The organism is Intrasporangium calvum DSM 43043 (assembly GCF_000184685.1).
Lineage (GTDB): Bacteria > Actinomycetota > Actinomycetes > Actinomycetales > Dermatophilaceae > Intrasporangium > Intrasporangium calvum.
In genome coordinates this window covers 3,191,164-3,209,984 of record NC_014830.1, presented here as the reverse complement: position 1 = coordinate 3,209,984, position 18,821 = coordinate 3,191,164, and the positions used below count along the sequence as shown (strand labels likewise).

The window sequence follows — 18,821 nt, the reverse complement described above, 5'->3', positions numbered from 1 at the left end:
CCGGCCTTCCGTAGGTGAGGACGCAGGACACGACGTCCTGGTCTGACACCCCAAGACGTACCCGCAGATCCGAGGTCGGCCACAGGGCCGGGCTCAGAGCGGGTCGAGACGCGCTCTGAGCAGGCAGAACTCGTTGCCCTCGGGGTCGGCGAGGACGTGCCAGGGCTCGTCGCCGGTCTGTCCGATGTCGGCCGGCCGGGCTCCGAGCGCCAGCAGGCGTTCGAGTTCGGCGTCCTGGTCGCGGTCCGTGGCGTTGACGTCGATGTGCAGCCGGGACCTCGCCACGACGGGATCGTCGTTGCGGCTGAGGATGATCGTGGGCTGCGGACCACCGAAACCGTCGCGCGGCCCGATCTCGAGGCTGCCGTCCTCCTCGCGGTCGAGGACGACGAAGTCGAGGACCTCGCACCAGAAGCGCGCGAGCAGCTCCGGGTCGCGACAGCTCAGCACGAGCTCACTGATTCGGCATGCCATGGATGACCCCTTCTGTGTGGTCGCGCACCCCACCGGCGTAGGAGGAGATCTCGCCCAGCAACGGCAGGATGGCCGCCTGGTAGGCGTGGTAGACGTCCGGCTTGCCGTGCCAGACGGTGGCCGAGGGCCGGTTCGTCGGGTCCAGCTCGTGCAGCCAGGAGCCGCGTTCGTGGTCGATGAAGAACCGGTCGGCGTGGTCCCACCAGGAGGTGGCCCAGGTGGCGTACTCCGGGTTGCCGGTGGCCTGCCCGAGGGTTGTCGCGCAGTTGAGCGCCTCGGCCAGCACCCAGTGCATCCGTTGCCTGACGACCGGCCGTCCGGTGAAGTCGGTCGTGTAGACGAAGCCCGAGGCGCCGTCGACGGACCACCCGTCGGTGACGGCGGTGTGGAAGAGGGCGGTGGCGTCCTGGAGCAGCCAGGCGGGAGCGGTGGCCCCGAGAGCGGTGCGCACGTTGAGGGCCAGCCGGGCCCACTCCAGCAGGTGCCCGATCGTCACGCCGTAGGGCCGGAACGGGTGTCCGGGGTCGTTCCGGTTGTAGTCGGGCCGGACCCTCCAGTCGGCCGAGAAGTGCTCGGGAAGGCGCCAGTCGTGGTCCCGGGCAAAGCCGTGCACGACGCGCGTCGCGATCTGCAGGGCCCGGTCGAGCCAGCGGCCCTCGCCGGTGACGTCGTGCACCGCGAGGAACGCCTCGAGCGTGTGCATGTTCGCGTTGACCCCGCGGTAGTCCTCGAGGTCGCGCCAGGCGCGGTCCCAGACGTCCACCGCGAGGCCGTCCTCCGCGCGCCAGAACCGCTCGTCGAAGACGGTGGTCGCCTCATCGAGGAGCTCCCGGCCGTCCGGGTGGCCGGCCAGGGTTGCCGTGGCTGCGGCGAGGAGGACGAACGCGTGGGCATAGGCCTGTTTCGAGTCGTCCGCGGGCCCGTCGCGGTCGACCCCGGCAAACCAACCTCCGTGGACGTCGTCGCGCAGGCGGTCCCTCAGGGCGGTGACACCGTGGTCGAGCAGGTCCGCCGAGTCGGGTCGTCCGAGGGCGAGGGACAGGCCGAAGACGTGGGTCATCCGGCAGGTGACCCACAGCTCGACCGGACGGTCCAGCTCGGGCCGTCCCGCGTCGTCGAGCCAGGCGAAACCTCCGTCGGGATGGCGGGAGCCGGCGGCGAAGTCGACGAGCTCCGCTGCCTGGCGGGCGAACCAGTCGGGGGACTTCGCTTCCATGGGGTCATCCTTCAGGGCGTTGGGCTGGCTTGCCACCATCTGGCGACGACGATGCCGTATGCCGCTGGGCTCGGTCCCCTTGAAACCGCCCCCGCGACAGTGACCTCAGCGGGTGGCGAGGAGCCGCTGGAGACGGGCAGCCTCCTCGGCGACGGCGGCCCGGGCGGCTCCGATGTACTTCCGCGTGTCCACGGTCGGTGAGTCGTTGAGTCGGTCGGTCAGGGCCGCGGTGAACACGTGGTTGAGGTGGGTCGCGATCTTGACCTTGACCATCCCGGCCCGGACGGCGGCGACGAGGCCCTCGTCGGGGACCCCGGACGAGCCGTGCAGGACCAGGGGGACCGGCACCGCGGCCCGCAGCTCCGCGATGAGGTCGGTGTCGAGCAGGGCGGTGCGCTCGGTCATCGCGTGTGAGCTGCCCACGGCGACGGCCAGCGCGTCGACCCCGGTGTCGGCGAGGAGAAGGACGTCGGGATGTCGGCCGCGGCCGGGATCTTCAACGTCCTCCTCATCCTCGCGGTCGTCCTCATCCACCTCCGGATCATCAACTGGCGAGAGGAGACGAGTCGATGACGACGGCTCCAGCGCAAGCCAGCCCAGCGGCATACGGCTCATCCCCTCGGCGTCGGAAGCGGACCCTCATGGCGGCGGCCGGGGCCCTCGTCGGGTTCGCCTTCCTCCCTCGCGCTGACGCTGATGATCGACGACGACCGCAAGCCGCTCACCGTCGGCATGCGGGCCTACGTGACCGGCTACGAGCAGCACTGGGACCAGCTGTTCGCCGCGTCCGTCATCGCCGTGGTGCCCGTCGTCATCCTCTTCGCCATCATCGAGAAGCACCTCGTCGGCGGCCTCACCGCAGGCAGCGTGAAGTAGCCGCTCAGGCGGCCGTGCGCTGGGTCTCCGGCGGTCGGCCGGCGCCGGCCGCGGAGGCGGTGTCGGCTCGCGCCGCTGAGGGTGGGGAGGGGAGTGTTGCCGGTTCCGGGGCTGCCGCCGGCGCCGCGTAGGCTGCGGCAGCGGGCGCCGTGACTGGGGGCGTCAGGCCTGAGGGAGCGACACCGGGGGCCTGTCGTGCTGTGAGGCGGACGCTCAGGGCCACGGCGCTGGCGAAGGCCAAGCCGACCGGCACAATGAACGCCGTCAGTGCGATGACCGTGATGGCCAGTGTCGCCGCTGCCGCTGCGAGGGCGCCGACCCTCAGGAGCACTGCCGCCGCACGCAGGCTGACGACCGTGCTGAAGACGGCCGCTGCCGAAGCCGCGACCAAGGCCGCGACCGTGAGGACCAGGACGAAGGCGGTGACCGCCACCCAGCTCATCAGTGCCACAGCGATGAGCACCGCGACGAGAGGGGGCGGGGTCGCGAGTGCATCAGCAAAGGGATCCGACCCCAGCCCCGGAATCAGCAGGAGCTGGGTGGGCAGGTCGCTGGCACCGATTCGAGTCACCACCTCATTGAAACGTGGCCGAGCCACGTTTGGGGCATTGGGGTGCTATCACCCGTTTGTCGGCTTTCGGCGGGTGCTGGACCTCAGGCGGAGGGGCGACCCAGGTCGGGTCGGCCCGCAGCTCCAGCTGCGTGCCGGGGTGGTCCACCTCCAGGACGACGACCTCGTTCGCCCCGGCGAGCCACAGCGGCGCCGGAGCGTAGAGCGTCACCTGCGGGCCGACCTCCCAGTACCGGCCGAGCAGCACGCCGTTGAACCAGACGAAGCCCCTCCCCACCCGGGAAGTGCGAGGAACCCGTCCGCCGGTGCCTGGATCTCGAGCGCCACGCACCCGAAGACCGGTCCCGCCGACCCAGCCTCGGGCCCGAAGGTCGGCCGGTCGGTCATGCTGTCCTCGTCGAGCCGGATCGGCACCGAGTTCCAACCGTGCACGAACCGGTGCGCGGTCAGATCTCCCCGCCCTTGAGGTAGGCAGGTAGGGGAACGAACCCGCTGGCGCATCCTGACTCGTCCAACAACCGCCCCATGAGCTTGACCGTGCGCAGGACGAGTGAGCGGTCGGCGATGTGCACGCCGGGCATCCGCTCCTCGATCGTCGCCTCGAGCCGCTGCACGTCATCGAGCGTCCGGGTCCAGACGTCGACGGCCAAGTCGTACTGGCCGACCATGGCGACCACGGCCCGGGCCTGCTGCAGGGCTGCGATGCGGGAAGCGACGGTGGCCCGCTGGGACGCTGGCGTCTTGAGGAAGTACCAGGTGCAGAGGGGGTAGCCCGAGTGGCGACGGGCCAGCTCGGTGCGGAACCGCAGCCGGCGGGTGCCGATGACCTCGGCGACCAGGGCGCGCGCTCGGCGGGGCCGCAGTTCCAACCGCTCGGCGAGGTCGGTCGCAGAGATCCGTCCGTCCCTGGCCAGCTCACGCGCGACGGCCTCGAGGAGCGGCGAGATGCGGGCGCGGTTGGCCGGTGCGAGGTGTGGAGCGAGGCGGGTCCGTTCGCCTTCGCCCAGCCCCGGGAGACGCCAGTTGCTGCCGTCGACATAGGTCCGGGTCACCGGGTGCGAGTGGACCGACAGCACGACTCCCAACGGGTGCAGCCGCTCGAGGAGCAGCCGGGCGAGCGAGTCCTCGTCGCCGGCGATGACCGTCAGGACGAGCTCACGGCCCCCTGAGGTGAGGTCGATCGTCGCCACCTCCGGCACCGCGGACAGCTCGCCGGCGATGGCGAGGACCTGGCCCGGCGGGACCCGCAGCTCGACCAGCGCGACACCGAGCCCCAACGCACCCGTGCCGGGCTGGAGGTTCGGAGCGACGGTGATCCAGGCCGCTCCGGCCTCCGACAGCCGCGCCCATCGCCGGGCGAGGGTCACCGCGCTCGGACCCAGCACGGAGGCCAGCTCGGTCCAGGACGCACGCGGCCGCACCTGAAGAGCGGCGATCAGGCGCCGATCCTCCGTGTCGAGATCCACATCTGTCATCCAGCGCCTGACTTTGGACTCTTTTCATCATCGGTCGTTGCGATCGTAGCGCTCTTCCTAGCCTTTGGCCGCCGGGTTCATCCCAATCCATCGCAGCCCGGGTCGTTGCGTCGCCACACCGAAAGGAACGCTCATGTCCGTGGTCGAACAGGTGCTCGGTCACCTCGATGCCACCCGAGCCTGGCAGGAGGACCTCTATCGAGACCTCCATGCCCACCCAGAGCTGAGTCTGCACGAGACGCGGACCCGCGCGATCATCGCCGAGCGTCTCTGTGCCGTCGGCTGCGAGGTCGTCGAGGTTGGGGGCGGTGTCGTCGGCATCCTGACCAACGGCACCGGCCCGGTCGTCCTCCATCGGGCCGACATGGACGGGCTGCCCGTGACCGAGGAGACCGGACTGCCCTACGCATCGACCGAGACGACGGTCGACGACTCCGGCGCGACGGTCGGCCTCATGCACGCGTGCGGTCACGACGCGCACGTCACCTGCCTCCTCGGGGCCGTCGAGCTGCTCGCCACGGAGCCCGGGCCCTGGTCGGGCACCTTCATCGCCGTCTTCCAACCCGCCGAGGAGAACGCCGAGGGCGCTCGCGCGATGATCGAGGCGGGGCTGACCTCGCTCGTTCCCCGTCCGGACGTCGCGTTCGGGCAGCACGTCCTCAGCCACGAGGCGGGCGTCGTCGCCACCCAGTCCGGTCCGGTGCTGTCCGCCGGCGACAGCGTCCGGATCACCGTCTTCGGCAAGGGCTCGCACGGGTCGATGCCGCATCTCGGAGTCGACCCCGTCGTGCTCGCTGCCTCCATCGTCCTGCGCCTGCAGACCATCGTGGCCCGGGAGGTGGCACCGACCGACTTCGCCGTCGTCACCGTCGGGTCGAGCACGGCAGGCACGAAGAGCAACGTCATCCCCGACCGGGCCACCCTGCTCGTCAACCTCCGCGCCTACGACCTCGACGTCCGGGCCCAGGTCATGGCGGCGGTCGAGCGCATCGTGCGGGGCGAGTGCGACGCCGCCGGTTCGCCGCAGCCACCGACGTTCGAGTACTACGACCAGTTCCCGCTGACCGACAACCATGCAGACGTCACCGCGAAGGTCACTGAGGCCTTCCGCGAGCACTTCGGTTCGGAGCGGGTCGTCGCGCTCGGCCGGATCCCTGCCAGCGAGGACTTCAGCAGGCTTCCCGATGCCTTCGGCACTCCGTACACGTACTGGGGCGTCGGTGGCTTCCCCGCCGGTCGAGGCGTACCGAACCACTCACCCTTCTTCGCCCCCCTCATCCAACCCACGCTCGACACGGGCACCCAGGCGATCGTCGTCGCGGCGCTCGCCTACCTCGGAAAGGACAACCAGTGAGCACCACCCAGGCTGTGGCCGCCCCTGCAGCGAAACGCGCGTTCCAGGGCAACGACAAGCTCCTCACCGGCATCGTCATGGGAGTGCTGACCTTCTGGCTGTTCGCCGGGACGGTTGGCACCATTGCGCGGGCCATCCTCACCGACATCAACGGTGGACCGATCGACGACATCGCCCAGCCGCTCGTCGACCTCAACCAGATGAACCTCGCAGTGTCGGTCACGGCCCTCTTCTCCGGCCTGTTCATCGTCGTCTTCGGCGGTCTCGCGGACCGCATCGGCCGGGTCAAGGTCGCGCTCGCCGGGAACGTCCTCAACATCGCAGGCTCGCTCCTGCTCACCCTCGCCAGCGGGTCGGTCGCGCTGCCGATGCTCCTCACCGGACGCGCGCTCCAGGGTCTCTCGGCCGCGTGCATCATGCCCGCGACCATGGCGTTGGTGAAGGCGTACTGGGACGGGCCCCAGCGCCAGCGGGCGGTGTCGATGTGGTCGATCGGCTCGTGGGGCGGATCAGGGATCGCGGCCCTCTTCGGCGGGTTCATCGCCTCGGCCTACGACTGGCGAGTGATCTTCTACGTCTCCATCGCGGTCTCGATCCTGGCGATCCTCCTCCTGCGCGGGACCCCGGAGAGCAAGGCCGAGGCCGGGACCAACCGACGCCTCGACGTGCCCGGTCTCGCGATCTTCATGGTCACCGTCCTCGCCCTGATGATCGTCCTCATCTTCGGCCGCCAGATCGGCTGGGCCAGTCCGATGACGCTCGGGCTCGGCATCGTCGCGCTCGTCGGCGCCGGGGCGTTCGTTCGGGTCGAGCGATCCCGCGACCTCCCCTTCATCGACTTCGCCCTGTTCAAGAACACGACCTTCACCGGCGCCACGCTCTCGAACTTCCTGCTCAACGGCACGATCGGCCTGCTCATCGTGAGCCAGCAGATGCTGCAGATCGCCCGGCCCGAGATGTTCGACCCATGGCGCGCCGGACTCCTCACGATCGGCTATGCGGTCGCCATCATCGGCTTCATCCGGGTCGGTGAGAAGCTGCTGCGCCGGTTCGGTCCGCGCAAGCCGATGCTCTGGGGCGCGGGCATCGTCGGCCTCGCCTGCCTCGCGCTGATCCCGACGAACGTCCTCGTCGGCCAGTACCAGGTGCTCGCGATCGTCGCCTACACGCTCTTCGGCGTCGGCCTGGCCTTCTACGCCACTCCGTCGACGGACGCGGCCCTGTCCAACCTCCCGCCGGCGCAGGCGGGCGCGGGAGCCGGCATCTACAAGATGGCCTCGTCGCTCGGTGGTGCGATCGGTGCCGCGATCTCCCTGACGATCTTCTCCTCGTTCCTCGGCCCCGGCGTCTCCTTCGTCGGAGACGTTCTCGTCACGCAGGGGATCCACTCGAACGAGGCCGTGCGCCAAGCCGGTGCGGTCACCTTCATCTTCAACCTGGTGATCGTCCTCGTGTCGATCGTGTCGATCGTGGTGACCGTCCCCAAGGGCCGGAAGTACAACGACGACTGACACGGTGAGGGGGTCAGGGCATGATCGGCCCATGACCCCCTCCCGGACCGACCCGGCGATTCACCGGGAGCCTTTCGTCCACCTCGTCGACGTCGCCCACGACCGCGCCCTCGTCGCCTGGGGCGCCTTCTTCTTCGAGCGGGCGCCCAACGGTCGATGGGACATCGTCGACGACGAGTCCCTGCCTGCCAAGGTGGGTCGGCGGACCTGCATCGGATCCAGCGCGGAGACGTTCGGGCCGACGACGGTGCAGGTTCTGGCGGAGGGCGGCGAGGTCGTCGCCGAGGCCTCGCCGGACGAACGAGCCTGGGTCTGGGTGGAGGGCCTGCAACCGGACACCGAATACCACTACCGGGTCATCGTCGACGGGCGCGACTGGGCCGCCGAGGAGCTGTGGGACTGGGTGCCGGTCGCTCGGGGCGGCTACGACCTCGCACCGGCCGGTCGCCACTACGACCTGAGGTTCCACACCTGGCCGCACCCCGACGCCCCGACGCCACCACTGCGGTTCGTCGCGATGGGGGACTACGGCGTGGGCATGCGCGCCGACGCCGAGTCGAGCCGGCGACAGCAGCGGATCGCGGCCGTCCTCGACCGGTTGGTCCGTGACCACGACGTCCGCTTCGCCCTCTCGCTCGGGGACAACGTCTACCAGGGGGAGCGCGGCCGGGTGGACGAGGAGGGGGGTGGCGAGGACGACGACTGGTACTCCAGCTTCTTCCAGCCGTACCGGCTCTCCATCGCCCGGGTGCCCGTCTTCCCAGCCATCGGCAACCACGACAGCGCCGACTCCGAGGGCAGCGACGACCGCGCCCAGATGGAGGACAACTTCCACATCGAGGAGCGGTTCCATCGCGGCCTCGAGACGGCCTCGGTCCTGCCCGGCCTCTTCTACCGGCTCCGCTACGGCGCCGACCTCGAGCTGGTCTGCCTGGACACCTCGCTGGACAGCGAGGATCAAGAGATCCACCGGTACTTCCAGGCCCCCAAGCACCGGGACTGGCTACGGCAGACGTTCGGCGGGCGCCCACGACGGTGGCTCATCCCCTTCTCCCACCACCCGGTCTTCACGGCGGGCCCGGACCACCAGAACGACGAGGAGATGCGCGAGTCCTTCGAGCCGCTCTTCGACGCGGCCGGCGTACGTCTCGTCCTTGCCGGCCACGAGCACAACTTCCAGGTCAGCGATGTCGGGGGCCGGACCTACGTGGTGTCGGGGGCGTCGGGCCAGCTCGACGAGCGCGTTCCGGAGGGTTTCGAGGAGGCGCACACGACGGCGTGGTCCGGGCAGGCGCATCTACTCCTGGTCGACGTCGAGGAGTTTGAGGTCCGCCTCACCCCGGTGGCCGGGCTGCTCGACGACGGCCAGCCGCATCCCATGACCGCCTTGTCGCCGACGAACGACCTCGTCGAGCCACCGATCATCGTCCGGAACGATCAGGGGTCCTAGGTGACTTCGAGAAAGTTCTCGATTCAACGGAAATTCGTGTCATGATGAGCGCCACTGCTCGTCAATAGAGTAGTGGCCGTCTCCTCGGAGACGGTTGCCAGGGCGTCGGGGCGCATTCGTGGAGGGGTGCGCGCCGAGGCCCGACCCGGTGGACGCGGGGTGACCTGCACCACTCGGGCGGCTCGAGGCTTGACCTCGGAGCCAATGGTGCCGCCCCGTCGGCCAGGCGTTCCCCCCTGTCGCCGGCTGACGGGGCGGCCCTTTGCTCTCAGGCACCGGCCGCTCAGCGGAGGACCTGCCACGCTGGGGGACTTATCCCGGATGCGGTCGTCGTGTCGAGACGCTCCGGTTTGCCCACGACGGTGCATGCCGAGCCGTCGAGCGGGCACCGCACCAGCCCCTCCTCGAGGTCGGCGTTCTGCGCGACGACCGTGAGGGCCTGGTCGCGATCGTCGACGGCGCTCCCGGTCAGCATCAGCCCCGTCCGGTTGGCGTCGACGTGAAGGACGCGGGCCCCGTCGCTGGATCGCATCACCCACAGGTCATAGGGGGACCCGCCGTCGATCCCCAGGCCGCCGACGAGGAGCTCACCCGAGGGCGAGAAGGCGGTCGGGTAGAAGTCCCCGCAGGCGGTCCACCGGACGGCGAGGTCCGCCCGGGCATCGAGCAGCCGGAAGCACGTCCCGGAGCCGGCGTCGGGTGCAGGCAGGAAGACGACCAGCCCTGACCCGGCGTGGGCCGGGCCGAACCGGCCGTCGAACGGTTCGAGGGCCTCGGTCCGAAGGTTCCACGTGTAGCCCTGTTGCCGCTCGCTGCGGATGTCGTTGACGTAGACGACGTCGCCGATGATGCCGACCGCGAGGAGCCCCGGGCGGGGGGCGGTGGCGACCACGGTGCCGTCGGCTCGGATGACGTGCAGGCGCTCAGCGCCGTCGATGTAGGTGGCGCGGGTATGCGCGGAGTCGAAGGTGAGGACCGTACCGGCAGCGAGACGGGCCCGCACGGCGCCCGTCGCGCCGTCCCAGACGACGACGTCCCAGTCGCCGGCGGCGAGGACGCTGCCGAGCACGGAGCCATCGGCGAACAGGCCGTTGACGCCCCCCAGCTGGGAGTCGGCTGCCACCTCCAGCGTCACCTCACGGTGGCGGACCAGGTCGTGGACGGTCGTTCCGTGCACGTTGGACACGTCGGGCGCGCCGGCGACGGCCGTGAAGCTCGGCCGCGAGGTGGCCGAGGGCGGGGCGTCGGCATCGAGTGTCGGTGCGGGCGTGGGTTCCTCCGAGGTCGGGCTGCCGGTGGCGGTCGCCGAGGGGGACGGTGACGGGGAGGGTGAGACCGGAGCGGTGGACGAGGTCGCCGGCGCCGGTGTGGTCCCGGTCCGGAGGTTCGACCAGATCATCGGGGTCGCGACGGCCAGGGCGGTGACCGCTGCGGCTGCGGCGATCGTCGTCCGTCGGCGCGCCCGCCGCCGCTCGAGGCCGATCGCCGCGAGGGCGAAGTCCCCGGTCGCGTCGATGCGCTCCGCATCGTGGTGCAGGGTCTGGCGCAGATCCAGCTCGCTGGGGCTCATGCCGTGACCTCCTTCATGGAGACGCGCAGGGCGCTGAGCGCCCGGCTCGTGTGGCTCTTGACGGTGCCGACGGAGATCCCGAGGACCTCGGCGGTCTGGGCCTCGGTGAGGTCCTCGTAGTAGCGCAGGATGATCGCGGCGCGCTGTTGGGTCGGCAGGTTGCGGATGTGGTCGTGGAGATCACCGTCCGCGTAGCGGTCGGCGGGCGCCGGCGGGTCGGCATAGGTGATGAGGTCGCTGCCCGTGACCTCCCGGTGCCGCCACGTGCGGCGCCACCAGCTGTGGTGCTCGTTGATGATCGTCTGGCGCACGTAGGCGTCGGGCGAGCCGTGGATGTTCCCCCACTTGCGGTAGACCTTGGCGAAGGCGCTCTGCACGAGGTCCTCGGCGCTGTGCGGATCCCCGGTCAGCAGGTAGGCGAAGCGAACGAAGTGCCGTTGCCTCGCCCGGACGTAGGCCGTGAAGTCGGCCTCACGATCGGCGGTTTCCATGTGGTTCCCCTGTCGAAGGAGCGGACCTGATCCATACGCTCCCACCGCCGCGAACGGTTGTCCGGTCGGAGCGGAAATGGAGACCACGGTGGTGCCGTCCTTGCACGTGCCCTCGATGACAGGTGGCGCGTGACGCCGTCCTCGCCGTTCAGGAGGCGAGCAAGCAGGGTCGGTCAGCGCGGCGGCATGCGCAGGGCCCCGTCGAGACGGATGACCTCGCCGTTGAGCATCGCGTTGTCGACGATGTGGCGCACCAGGCTGGCGTACTCGGCGGGCTGGCCGAGCCGCGAGGGGTGCGGCACCTGCTGCTCGAGGACGTGCCGCGTCTCCTCGGGGAGGCCGGCCAGCATCGGCGTCTCGAAGGTGCCAGGAGCGATCGTCATGACGCGAATCGCCTTGTCCGCCAAGTCCCTGGCCGCTGCGAGCGTCAGTCCGACGATCCCGCCCTTGCTCGCCGCGTAGGCGGCCTGCCCCACCTGGCCGTCGAACGCGGCGATGCTCGCGGTGTTGACGATGACGCCGCGGTCGCCGTCGAGGGGCTCGTTGTCGAGCATGGCGGCGGCCGCGAGGCGCAGGACGTTGAACGAGCCGACGAGGTTGATGTCGACGACGGTCCGGAAGGCGTCGAGCGCCAACGGCCCCTTGCGGCCGATGACCCGCCCCGGCGTGGCGACGCCCGCGCAGCTCACGGCCACCCGCAGCTCGCCCAGCTCCGTCGCACGGTCGATCGCGGTCTGCACCTGAGCCTCGTCGCGGACATCCGCAGCGACGAAGGCAGCGTGGTCGGCGCCGAGCTCCTCGACGAGCGCGGGGCCGGCCGAGCCCTCGAGGTCGAGGATGACGACCTTGGCCCCGTCGGCGACGAACCGGCGGGCCGTGGCGCCCCCGAGGCCGGAGCCTCCGCCCGTGATGACGGCGACCGACGACGAGTTCAGCTGCATGGCATGCCTTTCCGGGGTTCGGGGTGGCTCAGCCGGCGAGGACGTGCCGGGAGATGACGAGCCGCTGGATCTGGTTGGTGCCCTCGAAGATCTGGGTCACCTTCGCCTCGCGCAGGTATCGCTCGAGGGGGAAGTCCTCGGTGTAGCCGGCGCCGCCGAGCACCTGGACGGCGTCGGTCGTGACCTTCATGGCGGCGTCCGTGGCGACGAGCTTGGCGACGGCCGCCTCCTTGCTGAAGGGCCGACCGGCGTCCTTGAGCCGGGCCGCATGGAGGTAGGTGGCCCGGGCCGACGTGACCGCGGCCTCCATGTCGGCGAGGAGGAAGGCGAGGCCCTGGTTGCTCGCGATGGGCCGGCCGAACTGGTGTCGCTCGTTGGCGTAGGTCGCGGCCTGGTCCAGGGCGGCCTGCGCGAGACCGGTCGCCCCGGCAGCGATCCCGAGGCGGCCGGAGTCGAGGGCGGACAGCGCCATCATCATGCCCTGCCCCTCCTCGCCGATCCGGCGGGCACCGTCCACGACGACGCCGTCGAACATCACCTGGGCGACCGGGTCGCCGTGCAGGCCCATCTTCCGCTCCGGAGCGGCGAAGGCAAGACCAGCCGCGTCCGCGGGGACGACGAAGGTCGACAGGCCCTTGCTGCCGGTGTCGGCCGTCCGGGCGAACGTCGTGTAGTAGTCGGCGTGGCCGGCGTGGGAGATCCAGGCCTTGGTGCCCTTGAGCGAGTAGGACCCGTCGCCGGTCGGGGTCGCGCGGGTCGTCATCGACGCGATGTCGGAGCCGGCCAGCGGCTCGGAGAGGCAGTAGGCGCCGAGCTGCTCGCCCGACAGCATGCCCGGGAGGAGGGCCGCCTTCTGGGCGTCGGTGCCGAAGGTCGCGACCGGGTAGGCGGTGAGGCTGTGGACGCTGACCCCCACCGCGACGCTCATCCAGGCCGAGGCGATCTCCTCGACGACCTGGAGGTAGACCTCGTACGGCTGGCCGCCCCCGCCGAACTCCTCCGGGTAGGGCAGCGAGAGGAGGCCCGCGGCACCGAGGGTGCGGAAGGTCGCCTTGGGGAAGAGGTGCTTGCGCTCCGACTCGTCGACCTTCGGTGCGAGCTCCTTGTGGCAGATCTCCCGGGTGAGCTCGATGAGGTCGGCGGCTTCGTCGGTGGGCATCAGCCTCGTCGCTGGCATGGTCCAGATACTAGGACGTCAAAGTAATGCCGCCAAACCACGGTCAGCGCGGGTAGGTGCGCACCTCGGTCGCCTTGACCGCAGCCCACACCTGTTGCCCGACCCGCAGCCCGAGCGCGCTGATCGACTCCATCGTCACCTCGGCCGTGAGGTCGATCGGCCCGGTGAGCCCGACCCGGGCGGTCTGGCCGTGCAGGGTGACATCGCTGATCCGCAGCGCCCACGTGTTGCGCGGCGAGCCCTCGGGTTCGCGACGGTGCAGCGAGACCGCACTGGGGGAGAAGGCCACCCACACCGGGCCCTCCGTGGGGTCGGTCGTCATGAGGACCGAACCGGAGTCGGTCCGGGCGTGGCCCTGCGAGTCACCCGTCGCCGCGTAGAGGTTGAGGCCGACCACGGTGGCGACGTAGGGGCTGCGGGGTTGGCGGAGGACCTCGCCGGGGGTGCCGGCCTGGGTCACCCGGCCGTTCTCGATGAAGACGAGGCGGTCGGCGAGGGTCAGGGCGTCGAGGGGGTCGTGGGTCACGAGCACGGTCACGCCGTCGTAGGCGGCCAGCCGCGCGGCGAGGTCGCTCCGGGTCCGGGCCCGGGTCTCCGGGTCCAGGGCCGACAGCGGCTCGTCAAGGAGGAGGAGCGCCGGGTCGGTCGCCAGGGCACGGGCCAGCGCCACCCGGGCGGCCTGGCCGGAGGAGAGCTCGCGCGGTCGAGCCTCGGCCTGGGGGCCGAGCCCGACCCGCTCGAGCTCGGCGAGCGCCCGTCGGCGGGCGGCCGGACGCCGGACGCCGCGGCTGCGCAGCCCGTAGGCCACGTTCTCCACCGCCGGCAGGTTGGGGAAGAGGAGCGGGTCGGCGAGCATCAGGCCGACGTGTCGCTGGTCGGGGGCCCGTCGCACGCGGCCCTCGTGCCACGTCGCGCCGTCGACGCGGACCCAGCCGTCCGAGCCGGTGAGCACGCCGGCCAGCGCCAGCACCGTCGTCGTCTTGCCCCCGCCGTTCGGCCCGAGCACGCCGACGACCTCGCCGGGGCCGGCCGCGAGCTCCACGTCGAGGTCCAGGGTGCCGCGGGTGAGACGGATCCGCGCGTCCAGCCCGCCCCTCATCGGAGCCACCGGCCCCGGAGCACTCCGAGCACGAGGACGCTGACCGCGAGCAGCACGATGCTCACCGAGATCGCCACCTGCGGGTCCTGCTCGAGTGCGGCGTAGACGGCCAGCGGCGCGGTCTGCGTCCGCCCGGGAAAGCTCCCGGCGAAGGTCAGGGTCGCCCCGAACTCCCCGAGCGCCCGGGCCCACGCCAGCGCCAGCCCGCTCGCGAGGCCGGGCAGGACGAGGGGGAGCGCGACGGTGCGCAGGTAGCGCACGTCGGTCGCCCCGAGGGTCCGGGCCACCGCCTCGAGCCGCGGGTCGAGCCCCCGCATGGCGCCCTCGACGGCGAGCACGAAGAACGGCATCGCGACGAACGTCTCCGCCAGGACCACCGCGACGGTCGTGAAGGGGATCTGCACCCCGAAGGGCGCCAGGTGCTGGCCGAGCAGACCGGTGCGCCCCCACGCCATGAGCAGCGCGACGCCGCCGACGACGGGCGGCAGGACGAGCGGAACGGTCAGCAGCGCCCGCACCCACCGGGTCACGCGATGCTCCGACCGCGCGAGGAACCAGGCCAGCGGCGTGCCGAGCAGGAGACACAGACCGGCGGTCGTCGAGGTCGTCAGCAACGACAGCCGCAGCGCCGGCAGGACGGTCGGTGTGGCGAGGTCCCCCGGCAGGCGTGACCAGTCGGCCCGCGTCAGCAGCGCGGCCAGGGGGACGACGAGGAGCAGGAGAGCCAGCCCCGCGGGGAGGCCGAGGGTGAGTCGGGAACGGAGCCCGGCGGCATACCTCATGGGCTCGTGAAGCCGAACGAGCGAAGGGTGTGCTGCCCTCGCTCACCAACGACGTAGTCGACGAACGCCTGCGCCGACGGGTCCCCGGTGAGCGTGATGATGGGGTAGCGCAGCCGGGTGTTGACGGCCTCCGGGATCGGCACCCCGGTGACGGCAACGCCCGCCGCGACGACGTCGGAGTGGTAGACGACCGCGGCGTCCGCCTCGCCGAGGCGCACCTTCGACAGGGTCGCCTTGACGTCGACCTCGCGTGACACGGCCGACGGGATGATGCCCGCCTTGGCGAAGGTCGCGTCCGCCGCTCGGCCGCAGGGCACGGCGGGCGCGCAGAGGACGACCTTGAGCCCGGCCCGACCGAGGTCGCCGATGCCGGTGACGTGGGCCGGGTTGGTGGACGGGACGGCGATCTCGAGGACGTTGCCGGCGAAGGGGGTCGACGAGCGGACGGCGCTCCGGTCCAGGGGGTCGGCGGCCGACTCGCCGGCGAGCGCCAGGACGTCGGCGGGGGCGCCGTGGTCGACCTGCTGGACGAGCGTCGCACTCGACCCGTAGGAGAGCTCCACCGTCACGCCGGGGTGGTCAGCTGTGAAGTCCCCGCTGAGCTGGTCGAACGCCTCGGTGAGGGATGCCGCGGCCAGCACGGTGACCGTGTCCGTGGCGGGGGCGGCGGGGCTGCCGCAGGCCGCCAGGGCGAGCACGACGATGCCGTATGCCGCTGGGCTCAGTCCGCGCGGACGCATCCTCCTCACGCGGGGACCTCCACGACGACATGCGTCGACTTGACCGAGGCCACAGCCACGGAGCCCACCTCGAGCCCGAGCTCGTCGACCGAGTCCCTCGAGAGGAGGGAGGTGATCCGGAAGGGCCCGCACTGCATCTCGACCTTGGCCATCACCGTGTCCTTGGTGATGGCGGTGATGATGCCGCGCATCCGGTTCCGGGCCGAGGCCGCACCGATCGTCCCCACGGCCGCGGGATGGGCGAGCTCCTGGGCGACCGCGGCCAGCTCGGCGCCCTCGACGGTGCGGCGGCCGGCGTCGTCGGTCCCGCTGGCCAGTCGACCGGAGTCGACCATGCGGCGCACCGTGTCGTCACTGACCCCGAGGAGGGCGGCGGCCTCGCTGATACGCAGTTGCGGCATGAAGGTCAGTCTAGCTCCGCATCTGCGGCTGGATCTCGCGCCGGGGAGATCGGCGCGGGGCACGCCCTTGACTCAGGCGTCGCTCTGGGGTTTTAATCAAGTAATTAGTTGATCAAGGAGTTGGTTGAACATGATTGGCGACGGAGCGACGGAGGAGCGGCTGGACCGCGCGTTCGCCGCGCTCGCCGACCCGATCCGCCGAGCGATCATCGCTCGGCTCAGCCGCGGTCCGGCCACGGTCAACGAGCTCGCCGAGCCCTTCCGGATCAGCCTCCAGGCGGTGTCCAAGCACATCCAGGTGCTCGAGCACGCCGACCTCGTCACCCGTAGCCGCGACGCCCAGCGCCGCCCGGTCCACCTCAACCCGGGGCGCCTCGAGGCCCTCACGGCCTGGATCGACCGCTACCGGCTCGTCCACGAGCAGCGGTTCCGCACCCTGGACGCACTGCTCGCGGACAACCCCGACACATCCACACCCTCCACCACAGGAACCACCACAGAGGAGAAGTCATGACCAACGAGCTGACCATCCACGCCCCCCCCGGCCTGCCCTGGATCGAGTTCACCCGAGAGTTCGACGCCCCGGTCTCGGCCGTGTTCAACGCCCACCGCGACCCCGACCTCGTCAAGCAGTGGCTCGGGCCGCGCGGCTACGAGATGACCGTCGAGCACTGGGACTTCCGGGACGGCGGCAGCTACCACTACACGCACCGCGACGGCGCCAACGAGTACGGCTTCCGGGGCACGTTCCACACCGTCCGCGACAACGAGCTCGCGGTGCAGACCTTCGAGTTCGAGGGGATGCCCGACGAGATCGCCCTGGAGTTCATGCGCTTCGTCGACCTCGGCCCCGAGGGACAGCCCGGCCGCTGCCGCCTCGAGGGCCGGTCCATCGGCAGCTCCGTGGAGGGCCGCGACGCCATGGTCGCGAGCGGGATGGAGAAGGGCATGCGCGAGGGCTACGAACGCCTTGACGAGCTCGTCGCCGCGAGTGCGAGCGCCTGAGGCGGGCCCCATGACGACAAGCGGGTTCGACCTCGACCACGAGCACCGTTCCCGCTTCGGCGGCTGAGTCGAACGCGCACGTCGTCCCCACCAATCGAAAGAGCAGTTCGTGACGCCGATCGAAAGAGCAGTTCGTGACAATCGAGCCCGGTCACGCGGGCGCCGCGTGTCGCGAACTGCTCATTCGATGTCGTCGGCGCTCCCTCCACGTGGGCGGGAGGAGCGGCGGGAAGGTTTGCCGGGGAGCGCGCCCAGCGGCATACGGACGCCTCTAGAGTTCCCCCATGACCAACGTCGCCCAGCAGCGCGTCCTCCGGACCGCGATCCCCGGCCCACGGTCCACCGAGCTGCACGCCCGCAAGGCCGCAACCGTCTCGGCGGGGGTCGGTGTCGGACTGCCCGTCTACGTCGAGCGGGCCGAGGGCGGCATCCTCGTCGACGTCGACGGCAACCAGCTGATCGACTTCGGGTCCGGCATCGCGGTGACCGGCGTCGGCCACGCGGCGCCCCGCGTCGTCGAGCGAGTCCAGGCCCAGGTCGCCGACTTCACGCATACCTGCTTCATGGTCACGCCCTACGAGGAGTACCTCGAGGTCTGCGAGGCCCTCGCCGAGCTGACGCCCGGCGACCACGAGAAGCGGTCGGCCCTCTTCAACTCCGGCGCCGAAGCCGTCGAGAACGCCGTCAAGATCGCCCGGCACCACACGGGACGGCAGGCGGTCGTCGCCTTCGACCACGCCTACCACGGTCGGACCAACCTGACGATGGCGCTGACCGCGAAGAACATGCCCTACAAGCACCGGTTCGGGCCCTTCGCGGGCGAGGTCTACCGGGCGCCGATGAGCTACCCCTTCCGGTGGCCCGGCGGCCCCGCAGACTGCGCGAAGGAGTCGTTCGACGTCTTCGTCCAGCACGTCCATGCCCAGGTCGGCGAGGAGAACATCGCCGCCGTCGTCCTCGAGCCGATCCAGGGCGAGGGTGGCTTCATCGTCCCGGCGCCCGGTTTCGTGCGGCAGGTCGCCGACTGGTGCCGCGACAACGGGATCCTCTTCATCGCCGACGAGGTGCAGACCGGGTTCTGTCGCACCGGCGACTGGTTCGCCAGCGACCACGAGGGTGTCGTGCCGGACCTCATCACCACGGCCAAGGGCATGGCGGGCGGGCTGCCGCTCGCCGCGGTGACCGGGCGCGCCGACGTCATGGACTCCATCCACGGCGGCGGCCTGGGCGGGACCTACGGCGGCAACCCGGTGGCCTGCGCGGCCGCGCTCGGTGCGATCGAGACGATGCGCGCGGAGGACCTCTGCGGGCGGGCGCGGGCCATCGAGGCGGTCTTCCTGCCGCGGCTGCGCAGCCTGGCCGAGCGGTTCCCGCAGATCGGCGACATCCGCGGGCGCGGTGCGATGCTCGCCATCGAGCTGGTGCGCGGCGCCGGTGACCTGACGCCCCACGCCGAGCTGACGGCGGCGGTCAACCGCGAGTGCCACGCCCAGGGGCTCGTCACGCTGACGTGCGGCACGTTCGGGAACGTCTTCCGCTTCCTGCCGCCGCTCGTCGCCTCCCACGAGCTGTTGTCGGAGGGGCTGGACATCTTCGAGGCGGCGTTCGCCAAGGCCGTCGGCTGAGTCACTGCTGCCGTATGCCGCTGGGCTGGCTCACCCGTGCGCCTGCCCTGGGAGGGCGGTGAG

General features: G+C 71.0%; 21 protein-coding genes. 7 read left to right on the top strand and 14 right to left on the bottom strand.

What is annotated here, in order from left to right:
* Window positions 1-93: 93 nt before the first annotated feature.
* The 3 genes from INTCA_RS14610 to INTCA_RS14600 all read right to left on the bottom strand — a co-directional run bounded on the left by INTCA_RS14610 (window position 94) and on the right by INTCA_RS14600 (window position 2,224).
* Window positions 94-474, bottom strand: a complete 381-nt coding sequence (locus INTCA_RS14610; RefSeq protein ID WP_013493698.1) for a VOC family protein — start codon at window positions 472-474, stop codon at window positions 94-96.
* Entirely contained in the window at window positions 455-1,690 is a 1,236-nt protein-coding gene (locus INTCA_RS14605) for an AGE family epimerase/isomerase (protein ID WP_013493697.1), read from the bottom strand. Before INTCA_RS14605 ends, INTCA_RS14610 begins: the two co-directional genes overlap by 20 nt.
* A 105-nt stretch (window positions 1,691-1,795) precedes the next feature.
* Complete coding sequence (locus INTCA_RS14600) at window positions 1,796-2,224, bottom strand: class II fructose-bisphosphate aldolase (RefSeq protein ID WP_425311126.1); 429 nt, start codon at window positions 2,222-2,224, stop codon at window positions 1,796-1,798.
* Between the two features lie 162 nt (window positions 2,225-2,386).
* Between INTCA_RS14600 and INTCA_RS14595 the strand changes: the two genes are divergently transcribed.
* Window positions 2,387-2,566 carry an ABC transporter permease family protein gene (locus INTCA_RS14595; RefSeq protein WP_041307784.1) on the top strand — a complete coding sequence of 60 codons (180 nt, stop codon included), beginning with the start codon at window positions 2,387-2,389 and terminating at the stop codon, window positions 2,564-2,566.
* 4 nt (window positions 2,567-2,570) lie between these two features.
* Here INTCA_RS14595 and INTCA_RS14590 read toward each other — a convergent pair whose 3' ends face one another.
* From INTCA_RS14590 to INTCA_RS14580, 3 genes are all read right to left on the bottom strand, one after another.
* Entirely contained in the window at window positions 2,571-3,137 is a 567-nt protein-coding gene (locus INTCA_RS14590; RefSeq protein WP_013493696.1) for a hypothetical protein, read from the bottom strand.
* A gap of 4 nt (window positions 3,138-3,141) precedes the next feature.
* Window positions 3,142-3,414 (bottom strand): hypothetical protein, encoded by a 273-nt coding sequence (locus tag INTCA_RS14585; protein WP_041307780.1) that lies wholly within the window; start codon window positions 3,412-3,414, stop codon window positions 3,142-3,144.
* A 169-nt stretch (window positions 3,415-3,583) separates the two neighbouring features.
* Window positions 3,584-4,612 (bottom strand): Lrp/AsnC family transcriptional regulator, encoded by a 1,029-nt coding sequence (locus INTCA_RS14580; protein WP_013493695.1) that lies wholly within the window; start codon window positions 4,610-4,612, stop codon window positions 3,584-3,586.
* Window positions 4,613-4,745: 133 nt separating this feature from the next.
* On the opposite strand from INTCA_RS14580, the gene INTCA_RS14575 reads away from it, so the two are divergent.
* From INTCA_RS14575 to INTCA_RS14565, 3 genes are read left to right on the top strand one after another with little or no spacing between them, the layout of a single operon-like run.
* On the top strand, window positions 4,746-5,966 hold the full coding sequence (locus INTCA_RS14575) for an amidohydrolase (RefSeq protein WP_013493694.1): 1,221 nt from the start codon (window positions 4,746-4,748) through the stop codon (window positions 5,964-5,966).
* The gene (locus INTCA_RS14570) at window positions 5,963-7,477 is read left to right on the top strand and encodes an MFS transporter (RefSeq protein WP_013493693.1); all 1,515 of its coding nucleotides are present in this window, start codon (window positions 5,963-5,965) and stop codon (window positions 7,475-7,477) included. Before INTCA_RS14575 ends, INTCA_RS14570 begins: the two co-directional genes overlap by 4 nt.
* A 31-nt stretch (window positions 7,478-7,508) precedes the next feature.
* Complete coding sequence (locus INTCA_RS14565) at window positions 7,509-8,927, top strand: metallophosphoesterase (RefSeq protein ID WP_013493692.1); 1,419 nt, start codon at window positions 7,509-7,511, stop codon at window positions 8,925-8,927.
* A gap of 283 nt (window positions 8,928-9,210) precedes the next feature.
* Here the strand turns inward: INTCA_RS14565 and INTCA_RS14560 are convergent, their stop codons facing one another.
* The 8 genes from INTCA_RS14560 to INTCA_RS14525 form a co-directional block, all read right to left on the bottom strand.
* Window positions 9,211-10,497: a hypothetical protein gene (locus INTCA_RS14560; protein ID WP_013493691.1), complete on the bottom strand. Its 1,287-nt coding sequence runs from the start codon at window positions 10,495-10,497 to the stop codon at window positions 9,211-9,213.
* Window positions 10,494-10,988, bottom strand: a complete 495-nt coding sequence (locus INTCA_RS14555; RefSeq protein WP_013493690.1) for a SigE family RNA polymerase sigma factor — start codon at window positions 10,986-10,988, stop codon at window positions 10,494-10,496. Before INTCA_RS14555 ends, INTCA_RS14560 begins: the two co-directional genes overlap by 4 nt.
* Window positions 10,989-11,161: 173 nt before the next feature.
* Entirely contained in the window at window positions 11,162-11,929 is a 768-nt protein-coding gene (locus INTCA_RS14550) for an SDR family NAD(P)-dependent oxidoreductase (RefSeq protein WP_013493689.1), read from the bottom strand.
* A 28-nt stretch (window positions 11,930-11,957) separates the two neighbouring features.
* On the bottom strand, window positions 11,958-13,106 hold the full coding sequence (locus INTCA_RS14545) for an acyl-CoA dehydrogenase family protein (protein WP_013493688.1): 1,149 nt from the start codon (window positions 13,104-13,106) through the stop codon (window positions 11,958-11,960).
* 43 nt (window positions 13,107-13,149) lie between these two features.
* The gene (locus INTCA_RS14540; protein ID WP_013493687.1) at window positions 13,150-14,205 is read right to left on the bottom strand and encodes an ABC transporter ATP-binding protein; all 1,056 of its coding nucleotides are present in this window, start codon (window positions 14,203-14,205) and stop codon (window positions 13,150-13,152) included.
* A complete protein-coding gene (locus tag INTCA_RS14535) occupies window positions 14,202-14,987 on the bottom strand; it encodes an ABC transporter permease (RefSeq protein WP_013493686.1) in 786 nt (261 codons plus the stop codon). The genes INTCA_RS14540 and INTCA_RS14535 overlap by 4 nt, the downstream gene beginning before the upstream one ends.
* Window positions 14,984-15,727, bottom strand: coding sequence for a molybdate ABC transporter substrate-binding protein (modA, locus tag INTCA_RS14530; RefSeq protein ID WP_041307777.1), 744 nt, complete (start codon window positions 15,725-15,727; stop codon window positions 14,984-14,986). The genes INTCA_RS14535 and modA overlap by 4 nt, the downstream gene beginning before the upstream one ends.
* A gap of 5 nt (window positions 15,728-15,732) precedes the next feature.
* On the bottom strand, window positions 15,733-16,128 hold the full coding sequence (locus tag INTCA_RS14525; RefSeq protein ID WP_013493684.1) for a TOBE domain-containing protein: 396 nt from the start codon (window positions 16,126-16,128) through the stop codon (window positions 15,733-15,735).
* Between the two features lie 130 nt (window positions 16,129-16,258).
* Between INTCA_RS14525 and INTCA_RS14520 the strand changes: the two genes are divergently transcribed.
* The 3 genes from INTCA_RS14520 to gabT all read left to right on the top strand — a co-directional run bounded on the left by INTCA_RS14520 (window position 16,259) and on the right by gabT (window position 18,758).
* Window positions 16,259-16,642, top strand: a complete 384-nt coding sequence (locus tag INTCA_RS14520) for an ArsR/SmtB family transcription factor (protein ID WP_013493683.1) — start codon at window positions 16,259-16,261, stop codon at window positions 16,640-16,642.
* Window positions 16,639-17,133 (top strand): SRPBCC family protein, encoded by a 495-nt coding sequence (locus tag INTCA_RS14515; RefSeq protein ID WP_013493682.1) that lies wholly within the window; start codon window positions 16,639-16,641, stop codon window positions 17,131-17,133. Before INTCA_RS14520 ends, INTCA_RS14515 begins: the two co-directional genes overlap by 4 nt.
* Window positions 17,134-17,417: 284 nt before the next feature.
* The gene (gabT, locus tag INTCA_RS14510) at window positions 17,418-18,758 is read left to right on the top strand and encodes a 4-aminobutyrate--2-oxoglutarate transaminase (RefSeq protein WP_013493681.1); all 1,341 of its coding nucleotides are present in this window, start codon (window positions 17,418-17,420) and stop codon (window positions 18,756-18,758) included.
* Window positions 18,759-18,821: the final 63 nt, after the last annotated feature.